This window comes from Gemmatimonas sp. (genome assembly GCF_036405635.1).
GTDB lineage: Bacteria > Gemmatimonadota > Gemmatimonadetes > Gemmatimonadales > Gemmatimonadaceae > Gemmatimonas.
Window position 1 is genome coordinate 1 of record NZ_DASWXE010000161.1, and the last position, 17,584, is coordinate 17,584.

Below are 17,584 nucleotides of genomic sequence, written 5' to 3' on the forward strand. Positions count from 1 at the left end.
TATCGCTGGTGACTGCACGACGTGCGGTCGGGACTGCCACATCGCCCCTGTTGTGCTGGTGCGTGACGCTGGTGCTGGTCATCGCCTTCGCACCCGGTACGAGCGCGGCGCAGGCAACACCGTATGCCGTACCGACACGCGTGGCAACATCTGTGAACAGCGAAGTGGCCGACCTCATTGCGCGTGGCGACAAGGCCAGCGCGGCGCGGAATCCCGCACAGGCGCTCGCGCTGTATGAACAGGCACTGCAGCGCGATTCGCTGTCGTTCGACGCGCTCTGGCGTGCGTCACGCGAACTGGTGGACCTGGGCGAGTTCGAAACCGACCGCAAGACACAGACGGCACGTTACGAGAAGGCCGATCGCTATGCGCAACAGGCACTGGCGATGCATCCGGAGAAGGCCGACGTGCACTTCCATGTCTCCCGTGCGATTGGCCGTATGGCGATGTCCGTCAGTCCGCGTGATCGCGTGAAGTACGCGGTACATGTGCGCGACCACGCGCTCGAAGCACTGGAGCGTGACCCCAAACATGCCGGCGCGCTACACGTCATGGGCGTGTGGAATGCCGAGGTGATGCGACTGAGCGGGATCGCGCGCGTGGTGGCCAAGACTTTCCTGGGCGGCAAGGTCATGAGCACCGCCAGTTGGGCCGAGGCTGCCCGTTACATGGACGAAACGGTCGCGCTCGAGCCGAATCGCCTGATTCATCGCCTTGATCAGGCGCGCATTTATCGGGATATGGGGCGCGCGGCAAACGCACGCGCGGCGTATCAGGCGGCCCTGCGCGCACCGCTGATGGATGCCAATGACGACCGGTACCGCCGCGCCGCCGAGGACGAGCTCAAAGCACTCAAGTAGGAGTGATGATTGAGCCGCCCTTCGGGGCGAAGCGTGTCACGGTGCGCGGTTACCAACCCACCGTGTCGCGGGCGTCGGCCACGAGCTTGCGCCCGCGCTTGAGTCCACGGCGCGCGAAGCGACGGGCCGAACGATCCGTGTCTTCCACCAGGTCGTGGAGCGAATCCTCGCCCCGCTCATAAAGCTTTCGCGCACCGCGGCGCAGCTGGCGGCGGGTGGCTTCCCCACTGGCCGGAGCCAGCAGCAGGGCGGCGCCGGCACCAAGTGCCGCACCGAGCAAAAGCCCCAGCCCAAATGAGCGCGCATCGCGGCGCGAGTCGTCGTCTCTTGAATGATCCATCTCGTGATCCTCCTCGGTCGATGATGGGTTTCCACACTGGGAATGGTAGATTCCCGACATGACCGCGTCATCGGGAACTCCACCACAGCAGACGGTCGAGCGGGCTCGCGAACTGCGCGACCAACTCAGTACCGCCCAGCACGAATACTACGTCCTCGATAACCCCACGCTTCCCGATCAGGAATACGATCGGCTGTTCAGGGAGCTGCAGGGCCTCGAGGCGCAATACCCCGCGTTGTGCACAGAAGATTCACCGACGCGGCGTGTTGGTGCGCCGGTGCAGTCTGCGTTCCGCACGCACCGTCATCTCGTGCGCATGCTGTCTCTGGACAATGCGTTCGATCTGGCCGAGCTGGAAGAGTTCGAGCAGTCACTGAAGCGGGTTGTTGGTGACGCCATACACACATCGGGCTATACCGTCGAGCTCAAGATCGACGGGGCGGCCGTCGCGCTCACGTATCGCGAAGGCGTCCTCGTCACCGCAGCCACACGAGGCGATGGCACCGAGGGCGAAGACGTCACCGCCAACGTGCGCACCATTCGCGGTGTACCGCTGAGACTGCTCGGCACGGGTCATCCTCCGCTCATGGAAGTACGTGGCGAGGTGTATCTGCCCTTTGCCGGCTTCGAGCGCATGAACGAAGCGCGGGTGGCCGCCGGAGAGCCGGTGTATGTCAATCCGCGCAACGCGGCTGCGGGCTCCATGCGGCAGCTCGATCCGGCCAACACCGCCGCGCGTCCTCTCCGTTTCTTCGGCTACGCGGCCGTACTGCCCGACGGCACCGCGCCAGCGCGCGCGCAGTGGGATCTGCTCGAACAGCTGACCGCCTGGGGCATTCCCGTCGCCCCGCACCGTCAGCGTTGCCAGACCATTCAGGAGGCCGAAGCCTGGGCCAGCGTGGTGGAGCACGAAACGCGCGGCACACTGGGCTTCGCGATCGACGGCGGTGTGGTGAAGGTGAATGACATGGCCCTGCAGGACGAACTGGGCATTCGTGCCGACCGCACGCCGCGCTGGGGTGTGGCGCGCAAGTTCGCGCCCGATATGGCACTCACCACGTTGCGTCGCATCGATGTCAACGTGGGTCGTACCGGTGTGCTCACGCCGTTTGCCGTGCTCGAACCGGTGGATGTGGGCGGCGCCACGGTGACATTCGCATCGCTGCACAACGCCGATCAGATCGCGGCAAAGGACCTGCGCGATGGCGACACGGTGCAGGTGGTGCGCGCGGGTGATGTGATCCCCTATGTCCTGGGCCCCGTGCCCGAGAAGCGAGACGGCACGCAGCAGCCGTGGTCCATGCCCACGCACTGCCCGCGCTGCAACACGGCGGTGGTGCGCTATGGGGACGACGTCGCGATTTACTGCCCGAATGTGGCGTGCCCAGGCCGGCTGCTGGAAGGGCTCGTGCACTTTGCCAGCAAGGATGCACTCGATATCGACGGCCTGAGCTACGCGCGCATTCAGCAACTGCTTGATGCTGGCCTGGTGCGCGACGTGGCCGATCTGTTCGATGTGACCGCCGAACAACTCACGGCGCTTGAACGATTCGCGAAGAAGAGTGCCGAGAATCTCGTAGCCGCCATTGCCGCCGCGAAAAAGCAACCACTGTCACGACTGATGTTCGGGCTTGGCATCCGTCATGTGGGTGCGCAGGCCGGGCAGCTGCTCGCGCGCCAGTATGGCTCGCTCGATGCGATCATGAATGCCTCAGCCGAACAACTCGGTGCCGTACGAGGTATCGGCACCATCATTGCCCAGTCGGTGGCCACTTATTTCGCCGATGACACCACGCGAGCCCTGATGGAGCGCTTGCGCGCCCGCGGGCTCAACTTCGAAGAGCCCAACGCGGTGCAGGCGGACGGGGTGCTCACCGGCTCGACCGTCGTGCTCACCGGCTCGCTGCCCACACTGTCTCGCGGGGACGCCACCGCCCTCATCGAAAAGGCCGGGGGCCGGGTCACGAGCAGCGTCTCCAAGAAGACCACCTTCGTCGTGGCCGGCGAGGAAGCCGGGAGCAAGCTCGACAAGGCCAGGGAGCTGGGCGTTACGGTGCTCACCGAGGCCGAACTGCTCGAGAAGCTGGCCGGAGCGGCGGGTTGAACGTCACAATGCCCCACACGCTATTGGCCAGCTCCGTCACACCGCCGGTCGCCCCGCCCCGCTTGACGTGACGGGGCCCGTGCGCGAGCGTCACCGGAGTATGAGCCTCTCGTTCTCCGCTCCGTTGCCGGTGGCCTCGCGCACCGTGACCGTTCCCGTGGAGTTTTTCACGGGTCTTCAGCAGGCTGTGCGCCACCCGCAGGATGCGCAGGCATCGGGCGCGGCCGCCTCAGTCGACACCATTCGCGATGCGGGATACGCGGCTGGCCAGGCGCTGTTCGATCACTTCGCCGCGTGGCTCGAGCAGCAGGGAGAGGTGAGCCCGGCGGATCTTGCCGACGAACGATTTCCGTGGCTGCTGGAAGCCTTCTTCCATGCGCAGGGATGGGGACGGGCGGAGCTCGTGCCGATGAGCGACGCCGTGATGGCGCTCGATGTCTCCGACTGGAGCGAAGCGGGCGACCTGCAGGGTGGCTGCCTCGTCACCACCGGACTCTTTGCCGGTTTCTTTGGCCGACTCGCCGCCGCACCGATCTCGGTGCTCGAAGTGGAAGCGCCGGAAGTTGCGCCCGGACGCAGCCGATTCCTGCTCGGTTCCGTGGACGTGCTGGAGTACGTCTGGGAAGCGATGGAGCGCGGCATCCCCTACGAGCGGGCCGCCGCCAGCGCCTGAGCGATTCGCCAGGCGCGCGAGACTGATCGTTACACCACGGGCTGCTGAAGCAGCCCTTCGTATTTCGGGTTGGGGCGCAGCTCCCCGTCGATCAGGATTTCCCGGTCCCAGGGCAGCACGATCATCGCCTGCGTCGCCAACGCGTGATAGTCGGGCGCATGATTGCCCGTGCGAAAACTCACGGCGGATCGCACTTCGCGTGCACCCGCATTGACCACGGCCCCCACGGCAAGCCGCAGCGTCTGCCCCGAATCACAGGTTTCATCGACCACCAGGACCCGCTTGCCCCGCACCTCCGCGGGCGCCGCGCCAAACACCGCCGGTGTCTCGCGTACCTGCTCCGCACTGTAACGACGCGAGATCAGGATGGAATGGAATGGCCGATCGAGAATGGCAGCCACCGCGGCACCCGGCACCACACCCGCTGTGGCCACCCCCACCACCAGATCGGGCATCCATTCACGGGCGACACGCACGGCCAGGGCGCGGGCCAACTCACCGAAGAGCGGCCAATCGACGATCAGTACACCCTTCGTGGGATCTGGGGCGTACGGCTGTGGTTCAGGCATCGGCGGCTCCGGTGGGGATCGTTGCAGTGTAGCCCCCGCGAGTGCGCACTGGCAACAACGTACCATCACCAACTTGTAGCGATGCCTGCGGGGCTATAGCTTGGCACGTGATCGGCAACGATGGCCAGCATGCGGTGGTTGCCTCCTTTTCCCTCACGAAACTCTGCGAGCGCATGACTTGGTGGCGCCGCCTCGTGGGCGGTTCGTCGGCCCGCGGTAAGGGTAGAACCGACTTCCTCGCCGAGGCGCTCGATCTCGAAGCGCGTGGGGACTACGGCAACGCGCTGACGTCCTATCGCCTGGCTTTGCGCGAGCGTCCCGATGACCTCGGTGTACTGCAGAACATCGCCATCGCGTTCTCCAAGACCGGACAGCCCGAGGAAGCGATCCGTACGTACCGTCGCGCGCTGCAGCTCGATCCGGATCTCGCGGGCGCGCACTACGGTCTCGCATTCCTGCTGCTCAAGCGCAGTGACACGGTGCATGCCGGCATGCACCTCGAAGCGTATCTGCGCACCAGCAAAGCGGACGATCCGCAGGCCACCAAGTTCCGCGCCCACGCTGAGCGCACACTGCTGGAGCTTCAGGGAGCGGCGTCGCAGCACGCGGGATATGAAGGCGAGCACGATGGGTCCTTCGCCGCGCCGGACGATGCGCAGCGTGAGCATGACCATGGCCATGGCGACGCATGGCCCGCCTCCCCTGACGACACGCAGCGGGACCAGTACTGACCATGGGGCGTGTCCTCTCCATCGTGAGCCAGAAGGGCGGCGTCGGTAAGACGACCACGGCGGTGAACCTCGCCGTGGCCTTCGCACGACGTGGCCTCAAGACCTTGCTGGTCGATGCGGACCCGCAGGGCGCGGTGCGGTATGGCGTGGGGCTGCGTCGTGGACACCCCACGGTGGGCTTCGACGACTACCTGCGTGGTGAGCGCTCCCTGCGCGAGGTCATCCTGCCCACGGCCATGCCCTGGCTGCGCGTAATCCTGGCCGGTTCGGTGAGCGACACCGCCGATCACACCGCCTTCCAGCGCGCGGTGGGTGAGACCAGCCTGCTCGGCGACCTCCTGGCCATGGCGCGGGAACGTTGCCACGTGGTGGTGGTGGACACGCCGCCTGGGCTGGGCGCCATCACGCGCCGGGTACTCGCCGCCAGTCAGCACGTGGTGGTACCGCTGCAGTGCGAACCGCTGGCCCTGCAGACCACCCCGCAGATCCTGCGGGCCATTCAGGACGTGATCGCCGAAAACGACGAGCTCACACTCGAGGGCATTCTCCTCACGATGCACGAAGAGGGGAACCCGGCGACCGAACGCGTCGTACACTATGTGCGCGAGCATCTGCCTCAGCACCTGATCTTCGACGTGCCGGTGCCACGCACGCCGGCCACGGCTGACGCATTTGCCGCCGGTCAGCCTGTGGTGCTGCGTACGCCCGCTGATCCGGCCAGTCAGGCGTACATCAACATTGCCACGCGACTCGCTGAACGGTTCGCGTGACGGTTGCCCTTTCGGGTCACGAGGACGTGAAGTGATGCAGGACACGGCTCCACTCGACACCACGCGCCGCCGCAGGATTCTGGGCGGTCTGATGGCGCTCACGGCGATGGTAGGCACAGCATGCGCCGAAGTGGGTTCAGCCCCCGATGTGCCGGCCGCCATCGAGTTCGCGCGCTTGCCGTATCCGTCGGTGGTGATCAAGGACTCCCTGCGCAACGAAGACGGCGTGGTCACGCCGATTCGTGCGATCGTCCGGAATTCGTCGGGTGAAGAGATCACCGGCGCGGCAGTGCAGTATCTCTACGCCGACTACAACCGCGATTCTGCGCTGTTGGTGGATTCGTCGCGCGGCTTCGTGGTGGCGCACAAGGCCATCGCGCTTGGCACGGGTCGCTTGGCGGCTCGCATCGGATCGAACCTGCAGATCCTTGCCAATCTGGTGGTCACCACCGCTCCCGACACGGCGAGCGGATCCTCACCTGACACACTGTCGGTTTCCGTGCCCGACTCCGTGCGAAACACCACGGGAGAGTTTGTAGCATCCGTGCGTCATCGGGACACGGTGGGATTCTCCGGGGTGAACGGCTGGCTCGTGCGATATCAGTTGGTGTATCCGGCGAATGCAACGAATGACACGTCGGCCGTCGCATACCTCGTGAACAGCAGCAATCGGCCCGCCACGGTCGACACCACCGACGCTTCGGGAAATGCCGGCTTGCGAGTGCGGGTTCGCGGGGATCGTTTCCCTGCGGGCACCGCGCCCGACTCGGTGGTCGTGCAGGTAACGGTGCGGTATCGCGGCCAGCCGGTGAAGGGCAGCCCGCTGCGCCTGCGAGCGCACATTGTTCGCCGTGTGACCGTTACACCGTAGACGAAATCGCCGCGGGGGCTCCCGCCGCCGGAATCCCGGGGCCAGTTTCTCAAGTATGACCTCACCCACCCAACTCGCTTCGGGGGGTCCCCGCCCTGCCCCCGGCACGATCAACCGCCTGTTCTTCGATGCGGTCGAGCGATTTGATCGTACTGACGCCGTCCTGTACAAGGTCAATGGCGTCTGGGAACCGCTGAGCCATCGTGCCATCCTCGAACGCGTCAGACGCACCGCGCTCGGGCTCACGCATCTTGGGGTTGTCGCCGACGAGCGTGTAGCGCTGCTCTCGGAGAATCGCCCCGAGTGGCTGATCGTCGACTACGCCTGCTCGTGCAGCTCGTTCACCGACGTCCCGATCTACGCGACGCTGCCCGCCGAGCAGATTCCATATCTGATCAACGATTCGGGTGCGCGCGTGCTGTTCGTGTCCACGCCGGAGCAAGCGAAGAAGATCCAGTCCATCCGCGCCCAAATTCCCGGCGTGAAATGGGTGATTGGTTTCGCGGCCACGAAGGAACACGGCTGCGATCTCACGCTGGCCGAACTGGAGGCCATGGGCGCGGCCGCCGACTCGCCGGAACGGGCGACGACGTTCAAGGAAACGGCACTCGCCGTTGCGCCCGACAAGCTCCTCACGCTGATCTACACGTCGGGCACGACGGGCAATCCGAAGGGGGTCATGCTCACACATGACAACATTCATTCGAACGTCGAAGGCGTGAAGAAGGTGCTCAACGTCGGCACCTCCGATCTGGCGCTGAGTTTCCTGCCACTCAGCCACATCTTCGAGCGCACCGGCGACTACTACCTGTTCGCGAGCGGCTGCCGCATCGCATACGCCGAATCGATCGACACGGTGCCGGTCAACATGAGCGAGATGAAACCGTCGCTCATGATGTCCGTGCCGCGACTGTACGAAAAGATCTACGCCCGCGTGCTGGAGAACGCCGTCAGTGGGGGCGGCCTCAAGAAGCAGATCTTTTTCTGGGCTCGACGCACGGGTGAACGCTGGGCCGACGAAAAACTGTCAGGCCGCGAACCGGGTGGACTGCTTGCGCTGCAGTATGGCATCGCGCAGAAGCTTGTCTTTTCCAAGCTGCGTGAGCGCACCGGTGGAAACCTGCGCTATTTCGTATCGGGGGGCGCGCCCCTCTCACCGGAGATCGCGAAGTTCTTCTACGCGGCGGGATTGGTCATTCTCGAGGGCTACGGCCTCACCGAGACGTCACCGGTGATCGCGTGCAACACGCTCACCGCCTACCGACTGGGCACGGTGGGCAAGCCGCTGGCTGGTGTGGAAGTGATGATCGCCCCGGACGGCGAGATTCTCTCGCGCGGTCCGCACATCATGAAGGGGTACTACAACAACCCTGCTGCCACCGAAGAAGCCATCGACAGCGACGGCTGGTTCCACACCGGCGACATCGGGGTGCTGAACGAGGACTACCTCAGCATCACCGACCGCAAAAAGGACATCATCGTGACGGCAGGCGGCAAGAATGTGGCGCCGCAGCCGATCGAGAACATGATCAAGACCAACAAGTACGTGTCGCAAGCCGTCATGATTGGCGACAAGCGCAAGTTCCTGGTGGTGCTGATCGTGCCGGACTGGGATCAGCTCGAGAAGTGGGCCGGCAGCCAGAACATCGTGTGGACGTCGCGCGCCGAACTGCTGAAGATGCCCACCATCAACGCGAAGATGGAGAAGGAGGTCAAGGCGCAGCTCTCCGGCCTGGCCAGCTTCGAAACGCCCAAGAAGATCGCGTTGCTGGAGCACGACTTCACCATCGAGCGGGGCGAGCTCACGCCCAAGCTCAGCGTGAAGCGGCGTGTCATCGACAAGACCTACAAGGATCTGATCGACAGTCTGTACGTCGAAGCGCACTGATCGACGGATCGACGGTTGCCGCACGACGCAGAAGGCGCCCACGGAACATCGTGGGCGCCTTCTGTCATACGGGCGGGGGCGAGCGTCGCAGCGCCACGAGACCGCTGGAGGCAGCCGTGAGTTCAGCCACCCATTCCGTCTCGTCGCGGGCCAGTTCGCGCAGGGAGCCTATCAGTGCGGCGGGCACCACATGCTCCACCGGCGCCAGCAGTCGTCCACGCCCACGCACGGCCCGCGCGACACTCGCCATGAGCGTGGGGGCGTCGGTGGGCATCGCATCGAACGCGGCTGCAGCCAACGTGCCCGCGCCCAGCGGTACACGCGGCCCAATGTGCAGCACCGACACTCCCGGGTGCGCCATTGCCAGTACAACGGGTGATTCCGTGATCACAACCACCGGTGCCCCCGTGAGCGCAGCGTAGTCCGCCGCCACGGCCCCGTAGCGCCCCGCCAGCAACACCGGCGCCATTCCACCCATCACACCCAACTGGGCGGCCAGGCGTTCGACATCAGGTGCCAGGACTTCCTTGCTGCGCGGCGCCGGCTCAATCACCGCGGCGGGCTTCCCGTTGAACCAGGCCTCGCCCTGCGCCACTGCGTATTCGGCGCCACACAGCGGGCACGCCATCTCGGCGTCCAGCAACGTGGCCCCATCGGCGCGATGCACCATGGCCACCAGCCACGATTCTTCGTGGGGTGCCGGACAGCGAAGCGCATCGAGCAGATCGCGTTGCATGCGTGCTTTCTGCTCAGGACCGACTGAGACGCAGCTCGTCGATGTTCACATGCGCGGGACGCGTCACCGCCCAGAGCACCGCATCGGCGACGTCTTCAGGGCGCAGCATGGCTGCGCGTGGCGGAAAGCCCGGGGTGTTGTCGGGATCGATGGGATCCCAGATCGGCGTATCGGTGGCGGCGGGGGAAATGAGCGTGCACCGCACTCCGGTGCCCGTAAGCTCGGTGCGCAGCACCTCGTGCAATGCGCGCGCACCAAACTTGGACGCCGCGTAGGCACCATTGCCGCCGAAGATGCGCCGATCGGAGATGGAGCCGATGGTGACGATATCGGCCACATCGCGTGAGCGCAGGTGCGGCAACAACGCATGCACCAGCCGGAACGGCGCCCCGAGATTGGCCCGCAAGGTGTCCTCGAACAGCTCGGGCGAAGTGTCCTGTACGGGTGAGAGCGGGAAGATCCCCGCATTGCTCACCAGTATGTCGGGCGCGTCATCGGTGAATCCGCGCACCAAGGCCGCAACCGCCACAGCGTCGGTCAAATCGCAGACATGCACCCGGGCATCGGCATTCGTCGCGCGAATCTCAGCGGCCACCGCATCGAGCGCCGACGCGGTGCGCGCGAGCAGGTGAACCGTGGCTCCCGCGTTGCCAAGTGCGACGGAGACCGCGCGCCCGATGCCGCGGGACGCGCCCGTGACGAGAGCGCGACGTCCATGCAGTGGACGGGTCGACGCAGGTGTGGTGGACATCGGCCTGCGCTCAGGCGCCCGGCGCCGCGTACGCCAGACGCAGGAATTCACTGCGCGTCTTGGCGTCGTCGCGGAACAGACCGCGCAGCGACGAGGTGATGGTGCGCGAGTTCTGCTTCTCCACGCCACGCATCATCATGCAGAGATGCACGGCCTCGATGACAACGCCCACACCCTTGGGTTGCAGCACGTCGACGATGGCGTTGGCGATCTGTTCGCCAAGGCGCTCCTGTACCTGCAGGCGCCGCGCGTACACCTCAACGACACGGGGCAGCTTGCTGAGCCCCACGATCTTGCCGTTGGGGATGTAGGCGATGTGCACCTTCCCGAAGAACGGCAGCATGTGGTGTTCACACATCGAATACATCTCGATGTCGCGCACCATGACCATGTTCTCGTGATCTTCTTCGAAGAGCGCGTCACCGATCACGGTGCGCGGATCGAGATCGTAGCCGCGTGTCAGCCAGGCCATCGACCGCGCCACGCGGTCGGGCGTCTTGAGCAGACCATCACGATCGGGATCTTCACCGATCAGTTCGAGCTGCCGCCGCACCATGGCTGCGTATTCGGCAGTGCGCTCGCCGGTGACCGGCAGATCGTCGGGATCGGTGCCGGGCGCACCAGCGCCCACGTTGAGTTCACGCCGCATCAGGTGGTTACTCCCCCGAGTAGTCGACATAGTTGTTCTCCGTCTCCCAGAGACGGAGGCGCTGCAGCGTGGCCGGTGCAATGGCCGGTTGCAGCACTCGCCACATGCCGACGATGATGTTTTCGGTCGTCGGATTGATGCCCTGCATGTAGGGCACGTCGATGTTGAAGTTGCGATGGTCGGTCTGCTCGACCACTTCGCGCTCGACGATCTCGCGCAACGCGCCGAGGTCGATCACATAGCCCGTCTCCGCATCGATGGGGCCACGGACGGAGACATCGAGCGTGTAGTTGTGACCGTGCCAGTTCGGATTGTTGCACTTGCCGAACAGCCGGGTGTTGTCGGCGTCAGACAGCGCCGGATTGTGGACACGGTGCGCGGCATTGAAGCGCAGGCGTCGTGTCACGGTGACGATGGGCATGCCGATTCAACCGACGGGAGGATGGTGAAGTTCCCGGATGGTTCGCCGGACGGATGTCCCGGAAGGGTGTCCGGGGGTGGGCTAAAAACGAAGGCCCCGCCACATGGACGGGGCCCTCGAAAAACACGGGAACGAAGAGGGGTTCCTGAAGCCCAGTAGAAAGGATGAGACCCTCACCGCGCTTCCGCCTTCCCCGCACTGGGGCATGACGTTCACACCGTTTGTCGAGCCCTCTCAATGAGCTTATCGGCTCAAGAAGTAAGTCTCTCCGCCCCGCTATACACGAAAAAAGCTACCGGCCGCGCGTGCGCCGCGCAATGCGAGTAGATTTTTGGCATGGACCTCTACCTCGCCGCCGGAATTGTGATGCTGCTCGCCTGGGGCGGGCTGACCATTGCCACCGACGCCCCGGGCGTCGTGCATCTGCTGCTGACCGCGGGCGTGTTTGTGATCATCTGGCGCATCGTCGTGCGCGACACGCCGAACGGCCCGCGCAGCGGCAAGTCGTAACCGGGCAGACCGTGACCCGGCGTGCACCAACCGCCGGGCTCAGATCTCCCAGTTCGACAGGACCATCCCTTCGGCGGGCGGCAGTTCGCTCCAGCCGAAGACACTCATGCGCAGATCGGTCCAGCGCACCCGCGCCCCCAGCGCCATCAGGGTCCGATACGCCTCGGTGTAGTCGCCCTGCAAACGAATGGCCACGCGACGTGTACCCGTGCGGCGCGCCAGATCGGTGAGGGCCCCGATCATTTGTGGCAAGTGTGCTTGCCGCGACAACACCAGCTTGAGTACTCGCAGCTCATCCCGCGTGCGCCCCTCCACCAGCGGCGCGGAATGACAGAGGGCAAAACCCAGCGGCGCCTCCAGGGCACCGAGGATCACCGTGTCACCGATGGCGTGATAGTCGGTGAGTTCGATCTCACGCGTGAAGTCGTAGCCCGGCATCACCTGCGTGGTGAGTCCCAGGCACGCCTGCACAACCTCCTGCTTCTGCTGTGAAGAGCAGCGGGAGAGAAGCTGAGGCGCGGCATCGCCGGCGACTGCATCGAGCGTCACCGTGATCGTGAGATGCCCCGGCAGGAACCCGAGGTTCGAGTAAAAGCCGATGTTTTCCATGGTGCGCGGCATCGTCTCGAGGCCAATCACCGACGCCGCATGCTCGCGCAGCCACTGCATGCCGGTCTGCACCATGACTTTGCCGAGGCCTGCTCCCTGCCAGGACGGCGCAACGCACAACGGGCCCATCCAACCTTCGGTTCCGGACTGGTGCACCATGTTGAACGCGATGATGCGTCCTTCGCCGTCGCGCCAGCAGAGTGCGCCCTCGCCCGCGTCTTCGATGGCGTAACGCCAGATTGCGCCACTGAGCGGTGGGACGCGAACGCCCGCCATGCCGTCCTTGCGATAGCGCTCGGTGAACGCGTCGGCAAAGACTTCATTGAGCTGCGGAACGTCGTCGACCGTGGCGACATCCGGCCCGCGAATGGTGCGAGCCTGACGGGAAGATCGGGGACTGACGCTGGTCATGAGCGGTGAGGCAAGATCGCTGAAAGCATGGGCCGGCGTGTGGCTCCCGGAATCTAACGTTCGCTCGCGCCCGTGACCACGCTGATGCGACGGGCTTCGTCGAAGTGGACCTGCACCACGCGATCGAGCCCCTCACGCACCTGCTCGATGTGGGTGATCACGATGACCTGCTCGAAACGATCGTGCAGGTGCTTCAGCAGTTCCACCACATTGGCGCGGCGGTTCTCGTCGAGCGATCCAAACACCTCGTCGAGGATGAGCAGCGAGAACGCCTGCCCCGCCCGATCGGCAATCATCTGCGAGATCGCCAACCGCAGCACGAGATTGCAGAGATCTTCCTCGCCGCCGGAAATGACTGGCTTGCGGACCTCGTCTTCGAGAACCAGCAGGCGATAGTCTTCGTCGAACTCCAGTGACTTGTAGCGACCGTCAGTGAGGCCTGCCAGAAAGCCGGACGCGATGTCGGCCAGTTCGGGACGCAACTGGACATTCAGGTCGGTACGAATGTCCGTGAACGCACGATCGAGTTCGTCGTGCAGACGTCGGTCCCGCTCCAGCGTCTCGAGCTTTTCCTGTCGGCTCGCCAACTCCCTGCGTCCATGCTCTGCGTTGTCGAGCGCGGCGCGGGCCCGTTCGGATTCACCGCGCGCCGCCAGGGCATCCAGCTCCGCCTGCCGGGCCGAGCCCTCTGCGCGCTCATACCCGTCGCGCAACGCCGCGAACTCCGTGTCGCTCGCGGCCAGCGTCGCCAGTTGCTGCTCGAGTTCCTGCAGGCGGGTGCGCAGCTGTTCCTGAGTGGAAGCCGATCGGCGCTGCTCGGAATGCAGCTCCGGCTCTCGCTCCAGCTGTGCGCCCACGCGCGCCATCATCGTTTCGAGCTCCTGCAGGCGTGCCACATCACGCTTGAGCGCGGCATGCTGTTCCGCTTCGTACCCAGACGGCAGTTCAGCAAGCATGCGTGTGGCTTCCGCAAGACGTTCCTCGAGCCTGGCGCGCTGTGCGGTGAGTGTGGCCGACTCCGCGATGGCCGCCTGAATCCGTTGCAAGCGGCGATCGGCGTTCTGCACATCCACTTGCAGCTGCCGACGCGTTGCTTCGTGAGTCTCCACCGCAGCCGGTATGCTGGTGAGTTGTGCGACCCGCTGGCGGTAGTAGTTGCCATCCAGACGCACGGTCTCGAGCTGGTCGCGCACCGTTTCGAGCACACCCACATAGCTCGCCCCGAGGGGGCGTCCGCAGGTGGGACACGGGCTTTCGGCGCCGAGCCCCTCGAGGGTGGTTTGCTGGTCGTGCAGTTCCGTGTACTGCGTGCGCAGCGCCTCGAGGCGCGTCTCCGCTTCCTGTCTATCACGCGCCCACGCCGTGCGCTGTTCGTCCAACGTGCGCTCGACGTCCGCGAGCTGCTCGCGCATCGCGGCCAGCTGCGCCACCGTCTCCTGTTCCAGTGTGGGCGCCTGCTCGAGACGGGCCGCGCGCTCGGCGAGACGCGCCTCTTCTTCGGCGGCCTGCTGCACCCGATCCATCCACGTCTGTCGCCGCAGATCGGCGGCAGCCAGCCGCTCCATCCCCTCCAGCAAAGCCGTGGCACCGCGCAGGCCGTCGGCTTCTGCACGCAGGGGCTCCAGCGTGCGCTGGGCACTGGCAATGGCTTCGAGTTCGCGGGCCAGTCGCTCGACATCGCGCACGCGGGCGAGCAACTCACCTTCGGTGACGCGTCGTTCGGCTTGCAGCTGTTGCAAGCGTTCGCGGCGGGCCTGCACATCGCGCCACTGCGGCACCAGTGCCTCGAGCGCCGCCACGGCGATGCCGCGCTGCATCTCTGCCTCGCTCGCCCGCACACCCGCCATGGCGAGGCGCGCTTCGGCGTCGCTCACCGCCCGCCAGATGGCCTCGGGATCGGCCATGCCCTGCCGAAGGCCATTGATCTCGGCGGCGAGCGTACGACGGCGATCACGCACGAACTCCTGTGCGCCACTGATGCGATCGTATCCCAGGACTCGCGACAGGAAACGGGCGCGTTCGGCCGGCCCGAGCGCACTCATCACGTCGAGTTCTTTCTGCCCCGTGAAGTAGGTGTGAAAGAACTCGCTGCGTGTCATGCCCAGACGGCGCTGCATGAATTCGGACACACCGGTGACCGTGGTCGCGATCGGCTGCGTGGCGTCATCGAGAAAACATTCCGCGGCAGAAAGCGTGCGCATCACGCGATAGCGATGACCGGCGAGTTCGAACACCAACTCCACACGCACGGGTGCGCGGGTGTCCTCGGCACTGAGTCGGCGGATGGAGTCCTTGTTGCCTCGGGCGGCGCTGTTGCCGTACAACGCCCACGCGATGGCCTCGAGAATGGTGCTCTTGCCGGAGCCATTCGGACCGATGATGCCCGTGAGGCCGGACGCGAACTCGATCCGCGTGTCGGCGTGCTGCCGGAAGTTGACCAGGTGCAGCGAGTCGAGGCGCACGATCAGGCGTCCGGTGTGGGCAGGGCCGCCATCGCCGCCTGTTCGGCCCGCGCCAGGTACTCGAGCCCCAGCGCGACCAACGCCTCCCGTTCGATGCCCGTAGTGAGCACCCGTTCGCGCAGACGATCGGCCACGACATCAGCGAGCGTGGCGCGGCGCACCGCCGCCCCGCCACTCACCCGGTGCGCGATGGGCGTGGGGCGATGCGTGTCGAGCTGAAGGTGCATCGCCCGTTTGCGATACTCACGAAGGGCTGTGTGATCGAGTTCGCGCACGATGTGGCGCGGCGCATTGTGCACGGTGAGCCGCACCACGCACTGGTCGATACCACCCGGGGCACTGTCCACGCGTGCGCGAATGGCGGCATCGAGGTCTGCCGCGCCCATACCGGTGGCGTCGATGGGTACGAGATCGCGCAACGCACGCGCCGGCATGACCGGATGGAACTGATGCGCCCCCGTCTCGAGATCATGTTCGATGAAGCCCTTGCCGGGCACACGATGCTCGCGCTCTTCCTGCAGTTCGCCCCAGGGATTGCTGCTCGTGTAGTCGAGCGATCCGCTGTAGTACGTGCGTGGCGCCACTTCGCGATACACGTGATAGTGTCCGAGCGCGATGTAGCTCCACTCGCTGACGTGGAGGTCGTCAACGGGGATCTCGATGGCCGCCCGTTCGGGGCTCGCCATATGCGCCGGCAACATGCCCTCCACTTCGCCGTGCATCAGCAACACGCGATGCCGGAATCCTTCGGGCGGCACCAGTGGTGGGCGCACGATGCCCGGCACGTCGGGTACGGCCAGCACGGCCAGCGATTGCTCGGGAAACGTGAAGTATTCAGCCGCGGTGTCGGCGACATGCACACCGATCTCGCGAAACAATCCAAGGATGCAGCCCGTCTCCGAAGTGCGAGGCGCATCGTGGTTACCCGCGACCATCACGATCTTCGTGGCAGGCAGCTGGGTGCGCCATTCGAGCAACACGCGAAACGCATGCAGGATGGCCGGATTGGACGGACGGACGGTGTGAAACACATCGCCGCCGATCACGATGACATCAGGCGCGAGCGCCGTGATCTGCTCGGCCGCGCGCTGGATGGTGCCTTCGACGTCGGCCTCGCGCTGATTCACGCCCGTCTCGGTGAGACGCTGGTACTGGCGGAATCCCAGATGGAGGTCGGCGAGGTGCACGAGGCGCATGGGCCTAAGCTAACGGCGTGCGTCGACTCTCATGCTGGCGGCACGATATTGGGCGCGATCCGGTGCGCTGGCGTCGTACCGGCCGCCTTGCCACCGCTACCAGACGCGCACCTGCTGCACGATGCGCATGTCCATCCCACGCGGTGACGCGCTGGCCCCGGTGCCTGCGGCCAGCTCGCTCGTCACCTCGATTTCGGTGAACGCATTGACGATCCAGGCACGCTGGCGGTCCACCTGCATGTTGCCGCGAATGGTGCCCGCCGTGACCACGTGCGCGCCCGGTGGCCAGTCGGCAGAGGTGCCACTGCGCCGAAGCACGCCGGACAGGGAGATCCAGGCATCCCGACCCCCTTTACTCAGGGAGTCGAGGCGCAAGCGTACCTGCACCACCCCAGCCGCGCGAAACCCGCCCACCGGCAGGGTGGGCAGCGTCATTTCGCGTGTCCATTCGGACCCCACGTGGATGGGCGTCTCGGGGAGCAGTCCGGGGACCGACGCCAGGGTCGCGCCAAGCGATGCGGCATTCGGCGGCGGGTCATGCATGCGCATCGAGCCATCGGGGCGCACCAACACACGCACCTGACGGGCATCATCGGTGATGGTCTGGCGACGGGGCGTCCCCGGGTCACCACCGGATCCCATGGACACGACCATCGAATCACTGGTGGCGAGCAGCAGGGTTTCCTGCAGGTCGCTCGACTCGACCAGCGAGTGTGCGAAGAGCTGCAATCGCGTGGATTGCGCCGGCGGTACACCGGCCCGCGGGCCATAGTCGGGTGTGGCCGCAGCTCCGGCACGCCCGTTCGGGCTCCTGCGTGCACGCAATTCGATGCGTTGCTCGATCTGCAGCCACAGCGTGTCTCCGACGCGTGGCCGCACCACGAGCCGAACGGACTCGCCGCTCCTCGCAGTCGAGGCGGTCTTGCCGCCTCCCTGCGCCGCAGCGACGGGAGTTCCCGCCATTCCGTTCCAACACATCATGAAGAGCGCGGCGCATGCCGTCGCGCGTGTCACCATCAGGGCCTCCGCACCC

18 protein-coding genes are annotated in these 17,584 nt (G+C 65.6%); 8 read left to right on the forward strand and 10 right to left on the reverse strand.

Going from position 1 to position 17,584, the window contains the following annotated elements; translation table 11 throughout:
• Window positions 1-860: hypothetical protein (locus VGE27_RS12915; RefSeq protein WP_331050077.1), on the forward strand; the 860-nt coding region annotated here is incomplete at its 5' end.
• A gap of 49 nt (window positions 861-909) precedes the next feature.
• Here VGE27_RS12915 and VGE27_RS12920 read toward each other — a convergent pair.
• Window positions 910-1,200, reverse strand: a complete 291-nt coding sequence (locus VGE27_RS12920; protein WP_331050078.1) for a YtxH domain-containing protein — start codon at window positions 1,198-1,200, stop codon at window positions 910-912.
• 58 nt (window positions 1,201-1,258) lie between these two features.
• Between VGE27_RS12920 and ligA the strand changes: the two genes are divergently transcribed.
• Both ligA and VGE27_RS12930 read left to right on the forward strand, forming a co-directional pair.
• Window positions 1,259-3,304, forward strand: a complete 2,046-nt coding sequence (ligA, locus tag VGE27_RS12925) for an NAD-dependent DNA ligase LigA (protein WP_331050079.1) — start codon at window positions 1,259-1,261, stop codon at window positions 3,302-3,304.
• 100 nt (window positions 3,305-3,404) lie between these two features.
• Window positions 3,405-3,977, forward strand: coding sequence for a hypothetical protein (locus tag VGE27_RS12930; RefSeq protein WP_331050080.1), 573 nt, complete (start codon window positions 3,405-3,407; stop codon window positions 3,975-3,977).
• 29 nt (window positions 3,978-4,006) lie between these two features.
• On the opposite strand, the gene VGE27_RS12935 is transcribed toward VGE27_RS12930, so the two are convergent.
• The gene (locus tag VGE27_RS12935) at window positions 4,007-4,546 is read right to left on the reverse strand and encodes a phosphoribosyltransferase (protein ID WP_331050081.1); all 540 of its coding nucleotides are present in this window, start codon (window positions 4,544-4,546) and stop codon (window positions 4,007-4,009) included.
• 173 nt (window positions 4,547-4,719) lie between these two features.
• Between VGE27_RS12935 and VGE27_RS12940 the strand changes: the two genes are divergently transcribed.
• Genes VGE27_RS12940 through VGE27_RS12955 form a run of 4 tightly spaced genes read left to right on the forward strand, consistent with a single transcriptional unit; the run spans window position 4,720 to window position 8,806 of the window.
• Window positions 4,720-5,277, forward strand: a complete 558-nt coding sequence (locus VGE27_RS12940; protein ID WP_331050082.1) for a tetratricopeptide repeat protein — start codon at window positions 4,720-4,722, stop codon at window positions 5,275-5,277.
• A 2-nt stretch (window positions 5,278-5,279) separates the two neighbouring features.
• Window positions 5,280-6,047, forward strand: coding sequence for a ParA family protein (locus tag VGE27_RS12945; protein ID WP_331050083.1), 768 nt, complete (start codon window positions 5,280-5,282; stop codon window positions 6,045-6,047).
• 34 nt (window positions 6,048-6,081) lie between these two features.
• Window positions 6,082-6,918 (forward strand): hypothetical protein, encoded by an 837-nt coding sequence (locus VGE27_RS12950; protein ID WP_331050084.1) that lies wholly within the window; start codon window positions 6,082-6,084, stop codon window positions 6,916-6,918.
• A 55-nt stretch (window positions 6,919-6,973) separates the two neighbouring features.
• Window positions 6,974-8,806 (forward strand): long-chain fatty acid--CoA ligase, encoded by a 1,833-nt coding sequence (locus VGE27_RS12955; RefSeq protein WP_331050085.1) that lies wholly within the window; start codon window positions 6,974-6,976, stop codon window positions 8,804-8,806.
• Window positions 8,807-8,870: 64 nt separating this feature from the next.
• On the opposite strand, the gene VGE27_RS12960 is transcribed toward VGE27_RS12955, so the two are convergent.
• From VGE27_RS12960 to VGE27_RS12975, 4 genes are read right to left on the reverse strand one after another with little or no spacing between them, the layout of a single operon-like run.
• On the reverse strand, window positions 8,871-9,542 hold the full coding sequence (locus tag VGE27_RS12960; protein ID WP_331050086.1) for a hypothetical protein: 672 nt from the start codon (window positions 9,540-9,542) through the stop codon (window positions 8,871-8,873).
• A gap of 13 nt (window positions 9,543-9,555) precedes the next feature.
• Window positions 9,556-10,293, reverse strand: a complete 738-nt coding sequence (locus VGE27_RS12965; protein WP_331050087.1) for an SDR family oxidoreductase — start codon at window positions 10,291-10,293, stop codon at window positions 9,556-9,558.
• Window positions 10,294-10,303: 10 nt separating this feature from the next.
• Window positions 10,304-10,942, reverse strand: coding sequence for a GTP cyclohydrolase I FolE (gene folE, locus VGE27_RS12970; RefSeq protein WP_331050088.1), 639 nt, complete (start codon window positions 10,940-10,942; stop codon window positions 10,304-10,306).
• 7 nt (window positions 10,943-10,949) lie between these two features.
• Window positions 10,950-11,363, reverse strand: a complete 414-nt coding sequence (locus VGE27_RS12975; protein WP_331050089.1) for a 6-carboxytetrahydropterin synthase — start codon at window positions 11,361-11,363, stop codon at window positions 10,950-10,952.
• Window positions 11,364-11,699: 336 nt separating this feature from the next.
• Between VGE27_RS12975 and VGE27_RS12980 the strand changes: the two genes are divergently transcribed.
• Complete coding sequence (locus tag VGE27_RS12980; RefSeq protein ID WP_331050090.1) at window positions 11,700-11,873, forward strand: hypothetical protein; 174 nt, start codon at window positions 11,700-11,702, stop codon at window positions 11,871-11,873.
• Between the two features lie 39 nt (window positions 11,874-11,912).
• Here the strand turns inward: VGE27_RS12980 and VGE27_RS12985 are convergent, their stop codons facing one another.
• The 4 genes from VGE27_RS12985 to VGE27_RS13000 form a co-directional block, all read right to left on the reverse strand.
• A complete protein-coding gene (locus VGE27_RS12985) occupies window positions 11,913-12,893 on the reverse strand; it encodes a GNAT family N-acetyltransferase (protein ID WP_331050091.1) in 981 nt (326 codons plus the stop codon).
• A 53-nt stretch (window positions 12,894-12,946) separates the two neighbouring features.
• Window positions 12,947-15,355, reverse strand: a complete 2,409-nt coding sequence (locus tag VGE27_RS12990; protein WP_331050092.1) for an SMC family ATPase — start codon at window positions 15,353-15,355, stop codon at window positions 12,947-12,949.
• A gap of 2 nt (window positions 15,356-15,357) precedes the next feature.
• Window positions 15,358-16,551 (reverse strand): DNA repair exonuclease, encoded by a 1,194-nt coding sequence (locus tag VGE27_RS12995; RefSeq protein WP_331050093.1) that lies wholly within the window; start codon window positions 16,549-16,551, stop codon window positions 15,358-15,360.
• 96 nt (window positions 16,552-16,647) lie between these two features.
• Window positions 16,648-17,568 carry a hypothetical protein gene (locus tag VGE27_RS13000; RefSeq protein ID WP_331050094.1) on the reverse strand — a complete coding sequence of 307 codons (921 nt, stop codon included), beginning with the start codon at window positions 17,566-17,568 and terminating at the stop codon, window positions 16,648-16,650.
• Between the last annotated feature and the right edge of the window lie 16 nt (window positions 17,569-17,584).